The organism is Staphylococcus sp. TE8 (assembly GCF_000692055.1).
Taxonomy (GTDB): Bacteria; Bacillota; Bacilli; order Staphylococcales; family Staphylococcaceae; genus Staphylococcus; species Staphylococcus capitis.
Window position 1 is genome coordinate 50,915 of the sequence record NZ_JMGB01000004.1, and the last position, 18,013, is coordinate 68,927.

At 32.1% G+C, this 18,013-nt stretch carries 19 protein-coding genes and 1 pseudogene; 4 read left to right on the top strand and 16 right to left on the bottom strand.

Annotated features, from left to right (window positions below; translation table 11 throughout):
* The first annotated feature begins 5 nt into the window (after positions 1 to 5).
* Entirely contained in the window at positions 6 to 527 is a 522-nt protein-coding gene (locus CM54_RS11385) for a DUF2529 domain-containing protein (RefSeq protein WP_037551297.1), read from the top strand.
* 344 nt (positions 528 to 871) lie between these two features.
* On the opposite strand, the gene CM54_RS11390 is transcribed toward CM54_RS11385, so the two are convergent.
* The 3 genes from CM54_RS11390 to CM54_RS11400 all read right to left on the bottom strand — a co-directional run bounded on the left by CM54_RS11390 (position 872) and on the right by CM54_RS11400 (position 4,319).
* Positions 872 to 2,479, bottom strand: coding sequence for a CTP synthase (locus tag CM54_RS11390; RefSeq protein WP_002435764.1), 1,608 nt, complete (start codon positions 2,477 to 2,479; stop codon positions 872 to 874).
* A gap of 295 nt (positions 2,480 to 2,774) precedes the next feature.
* Entirely contained in the window at positions 2,775 to 3,311 is a 537-nt protein-coding gene (rpoE, locus tag CM54_RS11395; protein WP_002435872.1) for a DNA-directed RNA polymerase subunit delta, read from the bottom strand.
* A 147-nt stretch (positions 3,312 to 3,458) separates the two neighbouring features.
* The gene (locus CM54_RS11400; RefSeq protein WP_023351346.1) at positions 3,459 to 4,319 is read right to left on the bottom strand and encodes a GNAT family N-acetyltransferase; all 861 of its coding nucleotides are present in this window, start codon (positions 4,317 to 4,319) and stop codon (positions 3,459 to 3,461) included.
* Positions 4,320 to 4,542: 223 nt separating this feature from the next.
* Here CM54_RS11400 and coaW point away from each other — a divergent pair, with 223 nt between their 5' ends.
* Positions 4,543 to 5,340: a type II pantothenate kinase gene (coaW, locus tag CM54_RS11405; protein ID WP_037551298.1), complete on the top strand. Its 798-nt coding sequence runs from the start codon at positions 4,543 to 4,545 to the stop codon at positions 5,338 to 5,340.
* Positions 5,341 to 5,426: 86 nt separating this feature from the next.
* Here the strand turns inward: coaW and CM54_RS11410 are convergent, their stop codons facing one another.
* The 3 genes from CM54_RS11410 to CM54_RS11420 form a co-directional block, all read right to left on the bottom strand.
* The gene (locus CM54_RS11410; protein WP_037551299.1) at positions 5,427 to 6,092 is read right to left on the bottom strand and encodes a DUF2750 domain-containing protein; all 666 of its coding nucleotides are present in this window, start codon (positions 6,090 to 6,092) and stop codon (positions 5,427 to 5,429) included.
* A gap of 190 nt (positions 6,093 to 6,282) precedes the next feature.
* Positions 6,283 to 7,473 carry an L-aspartate--L-methionine ligase LdmS gene (ldmS, locus tag CM54_RS11415; RefSeq protein WP_037551300.1) on the bottom strand — a complete coding sequence of 397 codons (1,191 nt, stop codon included), beginning with the start codon at positions 7,471 to 7,473 and terminating at the stop codon, positions 6,283 to 6,285.
* Complete coding sequence (locus tag CM54_RS11420) at positions 7,473 to 8,657, bottom strand: M20 family metallopeptidase (RefSeq protein WP_037551301.1); 1,185 nt, start codon at positions 8,655 to 8,657, stop codon at positions 7,473 to 7,475. The genes ldmS and CM54_RS11420 overlap by 1 nt, the downstream gene beginning before the upstream one ends.
* A gap of 350 nt (positions 8,658 to 9,007) precedes the next feature.
* On the opposite strand from CM54_RS11420, the gene CM54_RS11425 reads away from it, so the two are divergent.
* The gene (locus tag CM54_RS11425; RefSeq protein WP_002435842.1) at positions 9,008 to 9,478 is read left to right on the top strand and encodes an S-ribosylhomocysteine lyase; all 471 of its coding nucleotides are present in this window, start codon (positions 9,008 to 9,010) and stop codon (positions 9,476 to 9,478) included.
* 78 nt (positions 9,479 to 9,556) lie between these two features.
* Here CM54_RS11425 and CM54_RS12985 read toward each other — a convergent pair whose 3' ends face one another.
* The 7 genes and pseudogenes from CM54_RS12985 to deoC form a co-directional block, all read right to left on the bottom strand.
* Positions 9,557 to 10,051 (bottom strand): hypothetical protein, encoded by a 495-nt coding sequence (locus CM54_RS12985; RefSeq protein WP_231469489.1) that lies wholly within the window; start codon positions 10,049 to 10,051, stop codon positions 9,557 to 9,559.
* Positions 10,045 to 10,197 (bottom strand): annotated as a pseudogene (locus CM54_RS12990) (hypothetical protein); the annotation flags it as partial. The gene CM54_RS12985 and the pseudogene CM54_RS12990, both read right to left, overlap by 7 nt.
* A 23-nt stretch (positions 10,198 to 10,220) precedes the next feature.
* Positions 10,221 to 10,397: an SDR family oxidoreductase gene (locus CM54_RS12995; RefSeq protein ID WP_231469492.1), complete on the bottom strand. Its 177-nt coding sequence runs from the start codon at positions 10,395 to 10,397 to the stop codon at positions 10,221 to 10,223.
* A gap of 108 nt (positions 10,398 to 10,505) precedes the next feature.
* On the bottom strand, positions 10,506 to 10,856 hold the full coding sequence (locus CM54_RS11435) for a DoxX family protein (protein ID WP_023351341.1): 351 nt from the start codon (positions 10,854 to 10,856) through the stop codon (positions 10,506 to 10,508).
* Positions 10,853 to 12,043: a phosphopentomutase gene (deoB, locus tag CM54_RS11440; RefSeq protein ID WP_037551304.1), complete on the bottom strand. Its 1,191-nt coding sequence runs from the start codon at positions 12,041 to 12,043 to the stop codon at positions 10,853 to 10,855. The genes CM54_RS11435 and deoB overlap by 4 nt, the downstream gene beginning before the upstream one ends.
* Positions 12,044 to 12,055: 12 nt before the next feature.
* Positions 12,056 to 13,357 (bottom strand): pyrimidine-nucleoside phosphorylase, encoded by a 1,302-nt coding sequence (locus tag CM54_RS11445; RefSeq protein ID WP_037551306.1) that lies wholly within the window; start codon positions 13,355 to 13,357, stop codon positions 12,056 to 12,058.
* A gap of 26 nt (positions 13,358 to 13,383) precedes the next feature.
* Positions 13,384 to 14,046 carry a deoxyribose-phosphate aldolase gene (deoC, locus tag CM54_RS11450; protein WP_002435874.1) on the bottom strand — a complete coding sequence of 221 codons (663 nt, stop codon included), beginning with the start codon at positions 14,044 to 14,046 and terminating at the stop codon, positions 13,384 to 13,386.
* 291 nt (positions 14,047 to 14,337) lie between these two features.
* On the opposite strand from deoC, the gene deoD reads away from it, so the two are divergent.
* Positions 14,338 to 15,048, top strand: coding sequence for a purine-nucleoside phosphorylase (gene deoD, locus CM54_RS11455; RefSeq protein ID WP_037551308.1), 711 nt, complete (start codon positions 14,338 to 14,340; stop codon positions 15,046 to 15,048).
* A gap of 136 nt (positions 15,049 to 15,184) precedes the next feature.
* Here the strand turns inward: deoD and CM54_RS11460 are convergent, their stop codons facing one another.
* From CM54_RS11460 to CM54_RS11470, 3 genes are all read right to left on the bottom strand, one after another.
* Entirely contained in the window at positions 15,185 to 15,631 is a 447-nt protein-coding gene (locus CM54_RS11460) for a Dps family protein (protein ID WP_002435760.1), read from the bottom strand.
* Positions 15,632 to 15,884: 253 nt separating this feature from the next.
* Positions 15,885 to 16,295, bottom strand: a complete 411-nt coding sequence (locus tag CM54_RS11465; protein ID WP_023351338.1) for a thiol-disulfide oxidoreductase DCC family protein — start codon at positions 16,293 to 16,295, stop codon at positions 15,885 to 15,887.
* Between the two features lie 267 nt (positions 16,296 to 16,562).
* Positions 16,563 to 17,939: an EVE domain-containing protein gene (locus CM54_RS11470; RefSeq protein ID WP_037551310.1), complete on the bottom strand. Its 1,377-nt coding sequence runs from the start codon at positions 17,937 to 17,939 to the stop codon at positions 16,563 to 16,565.
* Positions 17,940 to 18,013: the final 74 nt, after the last annotated feature.

Below are 18,013 nucleotides of genomic sequence, written 5' to 3' on the forward strand. Positions count from 1 at the left end.
AAATCATGTCAAAAATTCTAAATACACAATTGACTGGTATCTTTAATAGGCTTGAAAAGCAAGCATTAGATATACAAATGGCAGCACAATGTTTAATACAAGCTATTGGCGGTGAGGGTTATGTTTATGTTAAAGGATATGAAGATTTAAAATTTTATGAAGCTTTTGTATTGAATAGTAATGAAAAGCTCGAATCAAGCCGTTCACTAGATGACTTAAAATCTATAAGTGAAATTGATTCTACAGATAGAGTGTTTTTATTCTCACCTTTTTACAATGAGGATGTAGAGCAAGACGTTCAACGTTTAATTGAATTAGATGTCGATTTTGTATTAGTTTGTAACAATCCAAAACGTGATGATTTTCCAGAACATTTAATGCATTACGTTAACCTTTCAACACCTAGACCTATTGTTTATACTGAAGATTACGATAAGATTGTTCAACCTCATGCAATGGCATTTAATTATGTATATTATGAAATTTACACTCAAATGATAGAGATGACACGAGATTTAAATCTATAACTTAAGCTTCTATATTTGCGCAAACTATATAATCAGGTATCAAACTTATCTCTATTCATATTAAATTTTCATAAATTTATACACTTCATTATTTTAAACATTAACTCAAGAACACTTAAAAAATAATTGAGATTGCTATACAAAAAATTAGCAATCTCTTTTTTTATATTTTAAAAGTACTTTATTTATATAGTCTGTTTATTTGTAAAAGAAGCCTCTTAAGAATGTGAAAGCACACGACTCAATATACAGATAAAAAAACAGTAAAAAGATTGTTATCAATCTTCTTACTGCTTTGGTTTTAATACTTATTTATCTAAATTTTAAATATAATCAATTAACGATTATTGTTGTTGATATTTAAGTGAAGCCTCAATAAATGATCTAAAGATTGGTTGAGGACGGTTTGGTCTTGATAAGAATTCAGGGTGGAATTGACATGCAATGAAGAAGTCATTTTCCGGAATTTCAACAATCTCTACTAAACGTCCATCAGGGCTTGTACCTGAGAATACCATTCCATTATCTTCTAATTGCTCTCTAAATTCATTGTTAAATTCATAACGATGACGATGACGTTCTTCGATGTCATTTTCAGAATAAATAGATTCTGCAAGGGTACCTTCTTTAATATGACAAGGGTATAAACCAAGTCGAAGTGTACCACCTAAATCTTCAATATCTTTCTGTTCAGGTAATAAATCAATAATTGGGTATGGTGTACTTGGATCTAACTCAGCTGAATGTGCGCCCTCCAAACCTAAAACATTACGTGCATATTCAACTGTAGCTAGTTGCATACCTAAACATATTCCAAAGAAAGGAATGTTGTTTTCACGGGCGTATTTAATAGCTGAAATTTTACCTTCACTTGCACGGAAACCGAAACCACCAGGAACTAAGATACCATCAACGTCAGATAAATAACTTTCAACGTTATTATCAGTTACTTCGCTTGAATCTATCCATTTAACAACAACATCTTTCTTGAATGGATAGCCAGCATGTTTTAATGATTCAACAACTGATAAATATGCGTCTTGTAAGCTAACATATTTACCAACTAATCCTATTGTAATCTTGCCATCAAGATGATTTACAGTATCTAATAAGTGTTCCCACTCATCAAGTTGAGTTTCATACTTAGCGTTTAATTGTAGACGTTTAATGACGATATCGTCCATATCTTGGTCACTCAATTGAAGTGGAATTTCATAAAGTGATTCAGCATCGCGACATTCAATCACGCTTTCTTTGTTTATATCACAGAATAATGCAATTTTATCTTTTAAATCTTGAGTCATTTCGTATTCTGTTCTAACAACAATTAAATCAGGTTGAATTCCTAAACCACGTAATTCTTTTACACTGTGTTGAGTTGGTTTCGTCTTCATTTCACCTGCTGCTTTAATGTAAGGTAATAAAGTACAATGTACATACATTACATTATCGCGGCCTAAATCACTTCTTATTTGACGAATTGCCTCTAAGAATGGAAGTGATTCAATATCACCAGTCGTACCACCTATTTCTGTAATAACAACGTCAGCGTTTGTACTTTCTCCAGCTAATAATAATCTTTCTTTAATTTCATTTGTAATATGTGGGATAACTTGTACTGTGCCACCTAAGTAATCACCACGACGTTCTTTCTTTAATACATGAGAGTATACTTTACCTGCAGTCACATTAGAATATTTATTCAAATTAATATCGATGAAACGCTCATAGTGACCTAAGTCTAAGTCTGTTTCTGCGCCATCATCAGTTACAAATACCTCACCATGTTGATATGGACTCATAGTACCTGGATCCACATTTAAATATGGATCAAATTTTTGAATTGTAACTTTAAGACCTCTATCCTTAAGCAATCTTCCTAGAGAAGCGGCCGTAATCCCTTTTCCTAATGATGACACTACTCCGCCTGTTACAAAAATAAATTTTGTCATTGTCTGACCTCCTGTATAATTTAGGGTTGCTACCTCGTTGTTATTATATTAATTAAAATTGTGAGTAACATGACGACCATGATATGACATGTTTATAGATTTTAAATTACTCTACAATTCTGTTCACTTTAAATTATTTAGTCATTTAAAAATAAAAAAACGCTCCCTCTCACAACAATTGTAAGGGGGAGCGTATCTAGTTAATACACGTGTCCTAATTAAAGGAGCCCGAATAAAATTCTATCATCTTTTAATTAAAAATAAAAGTCCCACTTTAAAGTTCAGAAAATAAGAATTAGTCGTTGAAGTCTTCCTCATCTTCAAATTCTTCTTCTTCCTCTTCAGCAATATCATCATCGTCATCTTCTTCAATCACGATATCTGAATCATTGATTTCTTCTTCTACTTCTTCGTCTTCTGGATCATTTAAAGTTTCTTGATCATCAGTTTCAGCAGGAATATCATCGTCCTCATCAATATCATCTTCACCTAATAATTTAAGGTTTTGATCTTCTTCATCATCGTCATCAAGAATATCAAATTTTTGAATTGTAGGTGCAATCTTTTCTTCAATATCGTCTACAGAGTACCAATCGCGAAGTCCCCATTGATTTTCGCCGACATTTAAGAAACGACCATCTGTATTAAGATCAGTATAGAATTGAACAACACGATTCTCAATATCATCGTACTCATAACCACCCAGAGATTTGAACTCGTCGATAATATCGTATAAATTCATTGTTGTTTGTTTATCATTTAATAAAGTGTAAGCCATATCGATAAATGACTTCTCATCAACCATTTCTTTTGTGTAATCTTGAATTTTCATTAAAATACTTCCTTTCAAAGGATTTTTCTCTTATTTAAACGTCAAATTTTCATTAATTAATAGTAACAAAAATAAATTATAAATGACAACTACTGATTTAGCAATCACTACTCGTAGTTCAATTGATGTAAACTTTCAGTTGATAGACTAGTAGTTGATATACTTTTCAAATAGAACATAGTCTTCAGCTTCTTCAATAACCACAAAATTACTATTATCACATAAAGGTTTTAATTCATTATTCTCTCCATATAACGTTATAGCCAAAACCTTGATATCATCAAAATGTTTACGAATATAAGTTGGCAATTGTCTTAGAGCACTTTCCGCTATACCTTCGTTACGATGCTCTTTATTAACTTCTATTGCTGAAATTCTCATTCTATCTTCAATCTGTTCAATAGCAATAAATCCAACTTTTTCATTATCTTTAAGTAAATTAATTACATGAATATTAGCCTCATTTGAAGTTTCGCTTTCAACTAAGCGAAGTGAAGAAACATGTTTAGAATCTAAGTCTAAATAATAGAGTCGTTCTTTACCAATAGGGCCTTCCTCTTTAGTAGCAGTGTGCATAAAGCCAGCGCGTTCATAAACGTTCCACGCTCCTTTATTTTCAGCATCAACTACTAGATACAAATGATTAAAATCTGGGAATAATTCTTGCACATATTGAGGTAAGAACATCATCATCTTCGTTCCATAACCATGACCTTGATATTTCTCATTTACTGATAGAGATCGAACATAAACGACATTTTCAGGTGTATCATAGCCTTCATGTTGATAATATTGATGTAAGACAAAGAATCCCACCACTTGTCCCTCTTGATTCATTGCAATATTGGCTACTCTGTTTTCATCATTTAAAGCATCATCCAAAACTGTTTTAGGTAATGAGGAATAAATCTGCTGTCTCTCACTTAATTTAAATTCATTCACTGCTTCACGATACTTTTCTTCAAACACTTGGACTGTAATACCTTCAAATTCTTTTTTGATAAACATTTATTTAATCCCCTATTCGTTAATTACAACTTCTATTATATATGAAATAAATATTGATTACTATTTAGCTCAATTTTCTTTTTGAAAATTTATCTTACAATAGCATTACCCTATTAAGAAATTAAACAACCTTAAATATAAATTTATTTAAATAATGCTTGTTTTTCAGAGATTTTAATATACTATAGTGAGTGACATATTTTTAATGTGGAGTGAGAGTCAAATGAAGGTAGGTATTGATGCCGGAGGTACATTAATAAAGATAGTTCAAGAACAAGGTAATGAACGCTTTTATCGAACAGAACTTACAACAAATATTGATAAAGTCATTGACTGGCTAAATAATGAAGACATTGAGTCGCTTAACTTAACTGGTGGTAATGCTGGCGTCATTGCTGAGCATATCAAAATTTCAGCACAAAGCTATGTTGAATTTGATGCATCGTCCAGAGGGTTGCGTATATTGTTAGAAGAACAAGGTCATCATATTGATACTTACATATTTGCTAATGTTGGTACAGGGACTTCATTGCACTATTTTAATGGTCAGGATCAACAACGTGTGGGTGGTGTAGGTACCGGTGGCGGTATGATTCAAGGGTTAGGTTACTTGTTATCAAATATTACTGACTATACAGAGCTTACTAATTTAGCACAAAAAGGCCACCGGGATTCTATTGATTTAAAAGTCAAACATATATACAAAGACAGCGAACCACCTATTTCAGGAGATTTAACTGCTGCAAACTTTGGGAATGTGTTACATCACCTAGATAACAATTTCTCTTCCGCAGATAAGCTTTCATCTGTGATTGGTGTAGTTGGTGAAGTCATTACAACAATGGCTATTACCTTAGCCCGTGAGTATCAAACCGAAAATGTAGTATATATAGGTTCATCATTTAATAATAATAATTTACTACGTGAAGTAATTGAAAATTATACAGTATTGAGAGGTTTTAAACCTTATTATATTGAAAATGGTGCATTTTCAGGTGCACTAGGTGCTTTACATTTGTAAATTATAAAACAACGGTAGTGAGTTAGAGGAAAATAATTTTTTAAAATTAATTTTCCCATTCACTACCGTTGTCATTATTTAATAAGTTAAAAAGTTATTTCGTTAGATAATTTTTGTGCAGATACAACTGTGCCCACGACTCCAGGTTTTAAGTCAATAGCTACTGCTTTATCATCATCACGTAACTTATCTAACCACTCTCCAAAAACTTTACCTTCAATTTCGATAATTTCACATTCCTCAAAATCTTCATCTCGTACCTTAGACGCACGATTTTTAATACTCCAAACCGGCATAATATGAGGTTTTTGATGTTCATCATCACTAATCATGACAAAGTTTTTCTCATTTTTATTAGTTAAACCATAAACTTCATCATATTTAGCTACATCTTTAACAAATTCTTTAATTCTGATGTCATCAAGTTCTGACATCAATTCATCAGTCATTTTAATAACATCCACTAGTTGTCCATCTTCTTCATTATTTACATTAACTAAGATTTCATCACCTTCATCAAATAAATCATCTAATTCATAAGTGACGAATCTGTCAATATCAGCTCGAACAACCTTATCATAATCTATAGAATGTTGAGATAAATATGATTCAGCCATAGCTTCATCTGTCCACATAGCAATATAAGATTGTTCTTTTTGATTTAACCTTACTAACTTCTTATTTTTTGAAGCAAAATAAATATATTCGTTTATTAAAATCTCCTTGAAAAATGCTTCATATTTGTACGACATGTCAAACCCTCAATTCATTAGTTATTCGTATAGTGTGTCAATTTAAATGTTAAACGACTAATAATTGATAGTCAATCGTGTACAATTAATAATATTATTTCGTTATATCCTGTAATTAAATCTGGTTATTTCTGAAAATTTCGAAAATATAAATTTTACTAAATATCTATTTGCATTTGTCGAGTATGACTTATAAACCTAATTCTTTAATAAACTCATTTTCATGCTGAATAATTTCTTCTTTACTTGATCCGTGCCATATACATCCAAATCGAGAATTCACTTTATCTTTGCCATACCAATCGCCATCATAATATGAAAGTGGATAAAGAACACCCTTCTTGATATATTTAATAATTGTATTATAAAAATGTGTATTATCACCGTTAGAAAAATAACTATAAAATTTATGATATCCTTTTTCTAAATCCTTTGCGAGCAACAACATACTTGTTGAACCATTTTGTCTAAAATTCAAATCAATTGCAAAGACGTCATTATTTTTATCTACTAACAAATCAAATCCAGCAACCCCAAAGAATCCTTTACTTACGCCTATCTCCATAATTTCTTTGCCGGCATCAATGACATGCTGAGGTACATCATTAACATTTTCATTCCCGTTATAAAAACCATACTCATTCGTTAGTTGTTGGGCTGTACCTAAATATTTAATTCCCAAATCAGGAGCATAAGCATATTGAACGCAGTAGTTATTAACCGCTTCAATTTTTTGTTCAATTATTAAATAATCTGTAGCTTCAGTGGCTTCTTTAATGCGAATTTTAGCTTGTTCTAAATCTTGATCATTGTAGCAAATCATTACACCATAGCCACCTGCTGTAGGTAAGTCATCTCCGGGTTTAATTACGAATGGATAAGACCAAGACTTAATTCGAGTTTCAAATTCTTCTATAGGTACAATCTCTCTATCAGGTAAATATTTGTTGTTCGTCCATTCAGGTATCCTTGATTTATTATTTAAAGCAACAAATGTGTCTTTATTAAGTGCATAATACTCTTTCTCTAAAATATCTTCATCATGTATATATTGAAAATAAATTTTCTTACCATCTTTATGAGCTAAAGTTTGTAATAATTCTTCATATGTCTCTTTATTATTAAACTTGTAAATGTGAGTTGGAATTTGCTTTCCTACTAATTCAAATAGGTATGCTAATTTCTCAGTAACACTTGCTTCATGCACAATAACTGGAAAGCGATTAGCGATGAGTAATTCTCTTCCAGTTAAAAAATTAGATTGATGTTCATCAGGTTTTAACCATGGATTAGAGATATATGAAGGTCTAGATGTATAAACCACATCATCATTGTATAAATCACTTAAAGTCAACATCGGACCATTTACTTTTTCATTCATTATTTAACATGCCCCTTTATATGAGTATGTTCTTCAACAATTTCATTGAATAACTTCTCATTTTCAATTAATTCTAAGCCCATTAAGGCTAAGATTTTAGCTCCTCTTATTAAAGCTTGATCACCATGAACACTTGCAGCCGCTTCTCTGAAACGATGTGTATGCCCTACAAGATTACGTGAACCGATTTTAATATGAGGATGAATAGTTGGAACTATGTGACTCACGTTACCCGTATCTGTTGAACCATAACCGAAGTCATCATTAATGACTTCCTCTCCCATTTCTTCAGCATACTTTTCAAATAAGTCATCTAATTTAGGCGATTTGATAAATTCATTTACACCGTTTTGAATGGGACCAAATTCATAATCACAACCTGTTTGAATGGCTGCCCTACGCGCAATTTCCTTCACCTTTTCCGTTAATACATCTAGTTCTTTACGAGATGTAGCTCTGGTATAAAAACGAGCATGTGTATAATCAGGTATAATATTTGCAGCTTTCCCACCATCTAATATAACGCCATGTACACGTTGTCCCTTTTTTATATGTTGCCTTAACTGTGCAACACCATTGAAATAAGAAATCATGGCATCAAGGGCATTAAGTGCTTCGTCTGCATTTTCAGAAGCATGAGCACTTCGTCCATAGAATTGAATATCTAATACATCCACTGCCAGAGTGTTGATGGTACGATATGTTTCATTACCTGGATGTACCATGAGCGCAACATCTATATCTTCTATAATGCCTGCTTTAACATAAGACGCTTTAGCAGAACCATTTTCTCCACCTTCTTCAGCCGGACATCCTAGTACAACAACTTTACCACCTATCTCGTCTATAACTTGTTTTAAAGCTGTCCCCCCTAAAACGCTTGCTGTTCCAATAATATTGTGACCACATGCATGTCCTAGTCCAGGTAGTGCATCATATTCTGCTAAGAAACCAATTGTAGGACCTGGTTTATCAGACTCGTATGAGGCAATAAAACCTGTAGCATGTCCAGCAATATCTGTTTCTATTTCGAATTCATGCAATTTTAGAATATCGATTAACGTTCTTGACGCAAATATTTCTTCATTTCCTAGTTCAGGGCGCTCATGTATACGATGACTGATTTCAACATAATCATATTTTTTATTTTCTATAAAATCTAATATCTCTTGTTTTGCACTCATTGTACCTAACTCCCTTGAAAACCTTACTAGCTTAATTCAGTTTATACTTTATTCATACTCATTATTTAATGATTATTACTCAAAACTATTACTTAAAGATGAGGAAAGATAACTAACTATTTCTAACATACACTAGCTTTTTTCACTTTCCTCAATTTAATTATTACTTATTCTATCGGAATAAATAATTGTTGTCATTACTTTTTAACATATATACACAATTTTCTTACAATTCAAACGCTAATAGCTTTGCTACTTTTTTCAAAATTGTCATTCACATCGAGGATTGTTACAATCAAATTATTGAAATGAACAATAAATTGCGTAATTGCAATAAGGAGGATACAATCATGCCTAAAATGAACGTTGAAAGTTTTAATTTAGATCATACTAAAGTTGTTGCACCATTTATCCGTTTAGCGGGTACGATGGAAGGATTGAATGGAGATATTATCCATAAATATGATATCCGTTTCAAACAACCTAATAAAGAACATATGGAAATGCCTGGTTTACATTCTTTAGAACACTTAATGGCCGAAAACATTAGAAATCACACTGATAAAGTTGTTGATTTAAGTCCTATGGGTTGCCAAACTGGTTTCTATGTATCATTTATTAATCATGACGATTATGATGATGTTTTAAATATTGTTGAAAAGACATTGAACGATGTCTTAAATGCTACAGAAGTGCCAGCTTGTAATGAAGTGCAATGTGGATGGGCAGCAAGCCATTCATTAGAAGGTGCTAAAGAAATTGCTCAAGCTTTCTTAGATAAACGCGACCAATGGAATGATATTTACGGTACGGGAAAATAAATGAATTTAATATTAAATAAGACTCTAGATTTACTTGCTTATCGCAAGATGATCTAGAGTCTTTCTTTTACTACATAATTATTTATTATTTAGAATTTCAACGATATCTTGAGGTTTACGTCCCAATAAATCTTCCAATAAAGAAGAAGATTTATCAAAATCACCATCAACACTTGCTTCAAAAATATCGACAAACATTTGTTTCATTTCTTCAGATAAGTTAGGTATAAATCCTAAAGTTTCTTTATATTCATCGTTACTAATAATCACTCTTTCGATGCCATCTTGTTTATATTCTTTTGCTATATCTTCCATTGTTAATGTGCGTGATGCTGTTAGCTGAGGGTAACGTTCCTTAAATTGCTCATCTTGTAAAATCTTAACCATACCTTCTGCTAAGTCTTCATGTGTTGTCCAGTTTACCGGACCATCTTTAGGTAATTTAAGTTGATTATCTTGTAATCCACCTAAGAAAAATTGCTGACCATTTGCTGAATAGAAACCGTTTCTAAAAGCAATAAAGTTCAAACCACTTTCTTCTAACATTTGCTCAGTTTTATAATGATCTACCATAGGTTGGAAGTGTGATTGAGGCCACTTCCAATTTGACTAGTATATAGTATACGGTTGATACCAATTTCTTTAGCTGCTTCAATCACGTTTTTATGAGCTTCAACAAGTTCATCACCTTGTCCATTTCCTGAGATAACTAATAATTGATCCGCGTTTTCAAATGCTTGTTTTAAAGTTTCTGGCTTTTTGAAATCGCCCTCCCTACACTTACACCTTTATCAGCTAAGTCTTGTGCTTTTGAAGCATCTCTCACGCTTACTCCCAATTCATTTGCGGGATATACTTTTAAAGCTTCTTCTACTACAATTCTTCCTAATGTACCCGTTGCACCTGTAATAACTATCATTTACATAAACTCCCTTTTATCTTTTTCATTATTTAATGATGCATGGTTTTTCCCATTTAAAAAAAATAAACTACAACTACTCAATAGCAGTTGTAGTTCAATAATGAATTATAGTTTCTTAACAATACCCATTAATACAAATTGTAATGGTAATCTTAAATAAAGCGCCCATTTAGGAACTTCTTTATCACCCAATGGTAATTTTTTACGTGCCATATAAATATTTGCAGGGAATACTGCTAATAGGAATAAGTTAATTCCTTTCTTCAACCAACTTGCAGGTCTTTGAATTAATAGCATCATTCCAAAGAAGATTTCAAAAACACCTGTAACTAATACAGCTGTTTTTTGTAAAGGTAAATAATCTGGAACAATATTTCTAAATTGACGTTCATTCGTAAAATGTAATACGCCAGCTGTTCCAAATGCGATTCCTAATAGAAATCTTAAGAATTTCATTTGTGTTCAACTCCCATTTCTTTTAAATAACTTTTACCGTATTCTGGTAATTCTACGTTGAAGTTATCCGCAATTGTAGCACCGATTGAACTAAATGTCGTGTCTTGAGATAGTTCATGATACTGATTAATCTTAGGACTAAACATTAATACTGGTATATATTCGCGTGTATGATCCGTACCATCGGCTATTGGGTCATTTCCGTGATCAGCTGTAATAATCACTAAATCGTCTTCTTGTAAGTGTTCAATTAATTCCGGTAAACGATTATCAAAGTCTTTAATAGCTTGAGCATAGCCTTCTTTATCTCGTCGGTGACCATAAAGCGCATCAAAGTCTACTAAATTTAAGAAACTAATCCCTTTGAAGTCTTTTTGTACTACTTCAATGAGTTTGTCCATACCATCCATATTATTTTTGGTACGAATGGCTTCTGTCACACCTTCACCATCATAAATATCATTAATTTTACCAATAGCAATGACATCGTAATCATTATCTTTTAACGTATTCATCACTGTTTTACCAAAAGGTTTCAATGCATAATCATGGCGATTTGATGTACGTGTATAGTTGCCAGGTTCACCTACATATGGTCTTGCAATAATACGTCCAATTAAATACTTAGGGTCTTTAGTTAATTCACGAACTTTTTCACATATATCATATAATTCATCAAGTGGAATGATATCTTCATGAGCAGCAATTTGAAGTACAGGGTCAGCACTTGTGTAAACAATTAAATCGCCTGTCTTCATTTGATGTTCGCCCCACTCATCGATGATTTGAGTACCTGAAGCGGGACGATTTGCAACAACTTTACGTCCTGTCATCTCTTCAATTTCCTTAACAAGTTCATCTGGGAAACCATTAGGATATACTTTAAATGGTTGCATAATATTTAAACCCATAATTTCCCAATGCCCAGTCATTGTATCTTTACCCACAGAAGCTTCGCTCAATTTTGTATAAAATGCACCTGGTTTTTCAACCTTAGAAACTACTGGTAAAGAATCAATATTTCCTAATCCAAGTCGTTGTAAATTTGGAAGTTCTTGATTAAATCCTTCTAAAGTGTGTTTGAGTGTATGAGAACCCTCATCTTTAAATGCAGCCGCATCTGGACCCTCACCAATACCTACTGAGTCCATAACGATAAGATGGATTCGATTAAACGCTGTAGTCATTCTTTACATCTCCTACTCGGTTATAATTTTGTGAATTAAGGTTGGTGTTTCACCTTTTTCTTCAATTGTAATACTCTCGTCTAATTTGTCTAATATTTCATTAACATTTTCTTTATTGCTATGAATAGTGAGAATATTGTCTCCTTCTTTGACAGAATCCCCAACTTTTTTATTTAGAACAATCCCTACACCTAAATCAATTTTATCATCTTTTGTTTGGCGTCCTGCACCAAGCATCATTGAAGCAACACCGATTTCATTTGCAATCATCTTGGTAATCACGCCATCCTTTTTCGCTTGAAAATGAATTTGATACTTCGCATGAGGCAACTTATCTGGGTCATCAACAATAGACGAATCACCACCTTGGTGACTAATAAAGGTTTTAAATTTCTCTAAAGCTTTACCTGATTGAATAGCTTCCTCAAGCATTTGACGTGCTTCTTCTAATGATTGCGCTTTTTGAGCTAACACTACCATTTGTGAACCTAATGTTAATACAAGTTCCGTTAAATCTTTTGGCCCTTGGCCTTTTAATGTCTCAATCGCTTCTTTTAATTCTAAAGCATTACCAATTGCACGACCCAATGGTTGGCTCATATCAGAAATAATCGCCATAGTATTTCTACCTACATTATTACCTATACTTACCATTGCATGTGCTAATGCTTCTGCTTCCTCTAACGTTTTCATGAAAGCACCGCTCCCGGTTTTAACGTCAAGAACAATTGCATCTGCACCAGCTGCGATTTTTTTACTCATAATTGATGACGCGATTAATGAAATAGAATTAACAGAACCCGTCACATCTCTTAGTGCATATAGTTTTTTATCAGCTGGTGTTAAATTTCCAGATTGACCTATCACAGCAACTTTATTTTCATTAACAAGTTTAATAAAATCTTGTTCACTTATCTCTACATTAAAACCATTTACTGATTCTAATTTATCAATCGTTCCACCAGTATGACCTAAACCACGACCACTCATTTTAGCTACAGGTACACACAATGACGCTACTAAAGGCGCTAATACTAGTGTTGTCGTATCTCCCACACCACCAGTCGAGTGCTTATCCACTTTTACGCCTTTAATTTGAGATAAATCAATCTTATCTCCTGAATTAACCATTGCCATCGTCATTGCTGCTCTTTCTTCTTGGTTCATATCTTGGAAAAAGATGGCCATAGCTAAACTCGAAGCTTGATAATCAGGGATGTCACCTTTCGTATAACCATTAATAAAAAATTCAATCTCTTCTTCTGTTAGCGCATGTCCGTCACGTTTTTTCTCAATAATATCTATCATTCTCATAAAAATCATTCCCTTAAATGAATCTTTTAATAATCTGAGTTGGAATCAAGACCCTCTATAATTTGGACTCCCGCACTTGCACCAATTCTTGTCGCACCTGCTTCAATCATTTTTTCGAAGTCTTCTAGACTTCTCACTCCTCCAGATGCTTTTACTTCTAAGCGGTTGCCTACAGTATCTTTCATTAATTTGACGTCTTCTGGTGTAGCTCCCCCACCAGCAAATCCTGTAGATGTTTTAACAAAAGTAGCGCCTGCTTTTTCAGCTAATTCACAAGCCTTAACTTTTTCTTCATCAGTTAAAAGTACTGTTTCAATTATCACTTTAACTGTTTTTCCATTAGCAGCTGCGATAACACCCTCAATATCTTTTTGCACTTCATCATAGCGTTGATCTTTTAAAGCCCCAATATTAATAACCATATCTATTTCTGAAGCACCATTTTTAATTGCATTTTCAGTTTCGAAGACCTTTACGTCAGTCGTAGTTGCCCCTAATGGAAATCCGATTACAGTACACACAAGTACATCTGTATCTAGTAATTGTTGACTTGCATAACTAACATGAGTTGGATTAATGCACACTGATTTGAATTGATACTTTTTAGCTTCTTCAAGAATTTTATCAATTTGTTCTCTAGTTGAATCAGGTTTTAGTAAAGTATGATCTATATATTTTGCTACGTTCATTTCCGTTCCTCCATTTTCAAAATATATGTAACTGCTTACTAAGAATGAAACTAGCATACAAATATAAGTCCTGGTATACTTCTGAAGGTGACAGAAAAAAGTGTCTAGAAGTCACTAAATTTTAATTTAATTTGTTATACAGCTTCACACTTAGTTAATAATCACATAATATTTACTTACAATTATATAGTACAAAAATTCGCATAAAAGATAAACAAATGTTATCTTATATTGTGATATAAAGCTTTTTAATCTATATTGATAACTTAAATAATAAGGAGAAGATAACTTATGACGAATGGTACACCTCATATTCAACCAAATGGTGTAAAAATTGCTAAAACTGTATTAATGCCAGGTGACCCGCTACGTGCAAAATATATTGCGGATAACTTCTTAGAAAATGTTGAACAATTTAATGAAGTACGCAACATGTTCGGTTATACAGGAACATATAAAGGTAAAGAAATCTCAGTTATGGGGTCAGGAATGGGAATTCCAAGTATTGGTATTTACTCTTATGAGTTATATAATTTCTTTGATGTAGAAACAATTATTCGCGTGGGTTCATGTGGTGCACTTCAAGAGGATGTTAATTTATATGATGTAATTATTGCTCAAGCTGCATCAACAAATTCAAATTATGTAGATCAATTTAATATTCCTGGACATTTTGCGCCGATTGCTGATTTTGACTTAATTACTAAAGCTAAAAAAGCAGCAGACGAAATTGGTGCTACTTCACATGTGGGAAATGTATTATCATCTGATACTTTTTATAATGCAGATGCAACATTTAACGATGCATGGAAGAAAATGGGTATATTAGGAATTGAAATGGAATCAGCAGGTTTATATTTAAATGCCATCAATGCAGGTAAAAAAGCACTTGGCGTCTTCACAGTTAGTGACCATATTTTACGTGATGAAGCTACAAGTGTAGAAGAAAGACAAACATCATTCACTCAAATGATGGAAATTGCACTTGAAATTGCTGAATAAAATATTAAAGGATCAACACTAGTACTTAGTGTTGAAAATAAAAATAGCAGTAAGAAGATTCTAATTGAAATCTTCTTACTGCTATTATTTTTAGCAATTATGTCCAAATTTATTTTTTAGAACGTTGTCTATCAAATTATTTACCTAAATAAGATTGTAACATCCAATTATGTTTATCAACTGAAGTTTGCATGCCAATAAACATATCTTCTGATACATCATCACCTGCATTACCTGCTACTTCTATTGCATGTTCTAATTGTTTAGAAATATTAGTGAAATCATGTGAAAGTTCTTCTACCATTTGTTCAGCTGCATAATTTTTTCCAGCCTCTTTAACAATTGATTTATCTAAGCTTTCAGTTAAAGTACCGATTGGGTTACCACCAATAGCTAAGATTCTTTCTGCTAAATCATCTACATATTGGCTAGCTTCATCATAAAGTTCTTCGAATTTAGTGTGTAATGAGAAGAAGTTTGGTCCTTTTACGTACCAATGGAAATTGTGTAATTTTGTGTATGCTACTGTCCAGTTTGCTACTTGTTGATTTAATTCTTTTACTACATCTTGTTGATTACTCATTTAAAATACACTCCTTAATTAATCAGCTTTCCTTGATTACAATAATTATTATATTATAATAATTCTAATCTGTAAAGCAAAATCACACTTTTATTTATAATTATTTCAAATTGTTGTCGAAATTATGACGATGCTTATTTGCATTGATCAATGAACTCATTACATACAAATTCTAATATTTTCTAATATTGAAAGTTATTTTTACTTTTTGACTTCCACCTATATATTATCAATTAGTAGTCAAAATTATCAATTAAGTTAACTTGATTTTAGCATTATCATCTAAAAAGAATGATTTTTCATATTCAGTAGGCTTATGCCAGTGTGTCTTCCACATTTTGTCTCTATTATTAGCAAATAAATTATAACCTAAATCACGTATTGGTTTCGGCAGTACTCTTAGACCTATACCTAACCATTTTTTATTGTTTGGCAACGAAGTAATAAGCGTAGCAATCGCGTCTGATTTATATTCTAAATGATCACCTTTTTGCAAGATTACACTATTTCTATTTTTGGCTTCGGGGTGTTGATTAAAAAATTGTTCGCCAATCTCACCTTTTATAGTTGCGAACTCATAGCTCTTAGAAAGTCCATTTTGAATAAGCCAAATCGCATAATTATAACAATAAATGCAATTACCGTCATAATATATAATAGGCATATTAAATACCTCCTTTATTAACTCTTACAATTACATTTCCTTTTTTCAAAACATCATAAACACGGCCTCCTCCTCATTTACAAACATTTCTTTAGTAATTTTAATTAATTGAAATAAAAGCATTTGTATTTAACTTAATGGCGATTAAGAATCTTTAAAACATAAAAAGCTCCCCTCAAAACTTTCACTTATTAACGTAAAGAGTTTGAGGAGAGTCATTTCAAATTTAATTTCTAAAATTTAATTAAGATATTCTATTAAACTAACTTACTCTGAATGATTAACGCGTACAATGCGCGTATACTTAAGAAACTGTTGAGAATACTTCTGTTTAATGTCCTCTATAGAATCATATGTTACACCAATAATATGCCAATTAGGATTAAAGTGATAGAAGGAATCTTTGTTTTTAGACCATTTAATCATACTTCCATCTTTATTGTACCTAGGTAATGTCACCTCATAACCTTCTAATACATTAATGTACGTTTGGAAGATATCTGGATCGATACGATTAAAATTATCAATAACTAAATAATTTTTATCTTTGGTAGGCATTAATTGCGTAATAAATCCTTCGCGATAATATAGAGCGCCTGATTCATTTGGTAAATATTTGCCATATAACATATCCTCTGTAAAATCAGGATGTCCACTAGTAATGACAGGATTTGCATTTGTTTTTTGTAATAAATCATTAGCTGCTTTTAAGCCTTCTTCTTTTCTATCAACAACTAATAATATAAATGGTTTGAGTGAATCATCATTTTGATATTCAGTGACTTCTGATTTTTGAACTGTCTCGAATGGATTTTTAATACCATTATTGTCACTCATTTCTAATATAGCATCATATTGTGTTTGTGACATACTCGCGATAGCTTGTTTAGCATTTTCTTGTAAGAAATATAAATTCTTTAATTTCTGATGTTTATTTAAATGACCTAAAGAAATTGGGTTAATATTCTTGCCATACAAGATTTCTATAGCCGTACTATTCGTTCTACCTGGAATTGGAGGTTTCTCATGAATATGACGAGACACTTCACCGATACCTACTACTGATTGATCTTTTTCTTTATTATAGATAATAATATTATCTCCAACTTCAAGTTGTGTATAGAAGTGATAACCATTTCTTTTTATTCCATTGTAAGTATGCGTAAAAATTGTATAATTTTTACCTGGTTCAAAGTCATCTGTTTCAGATAATAAAAAGTATCTTGGGATTTTAGTTTCCCCTTTTCCTAAACTTACAATTAAATCAAATTCTGATTGTTTAATTTGATTAAACAACGTTTCTTTCATATTATTCATACGAAAATCTAAAGCTTCACTTCGTTTTAAATAGTCGGTTGTCAATGATTTCAGTTCTTCATTGAATTTAAATTCTACCCTGATTTTATTTTGAGCGCCTGCTTGAACACTTATGATTTCGCCTATACCTAATAAACCAGAATCGGTTTGTACTTGATAAAAGATGACTTGATCTCCTGCTTTGGCCTTTTTAAAAGCACGAAATCCTTGAGAAGGATTGAAATGTGCACCCGATTCAAATAAAGTTGTTTGACCTACAAGGGGTTCATTGTGATTCCATCTATTATAACCACAGTTTAGCCAAAAATAGTTAATTTCCTCAGTCATTATGATACTCCTTATCTAACCTATAATTTAAATAAATGTGTATTACGAATACTTTGATACAAATTTTAAATTCA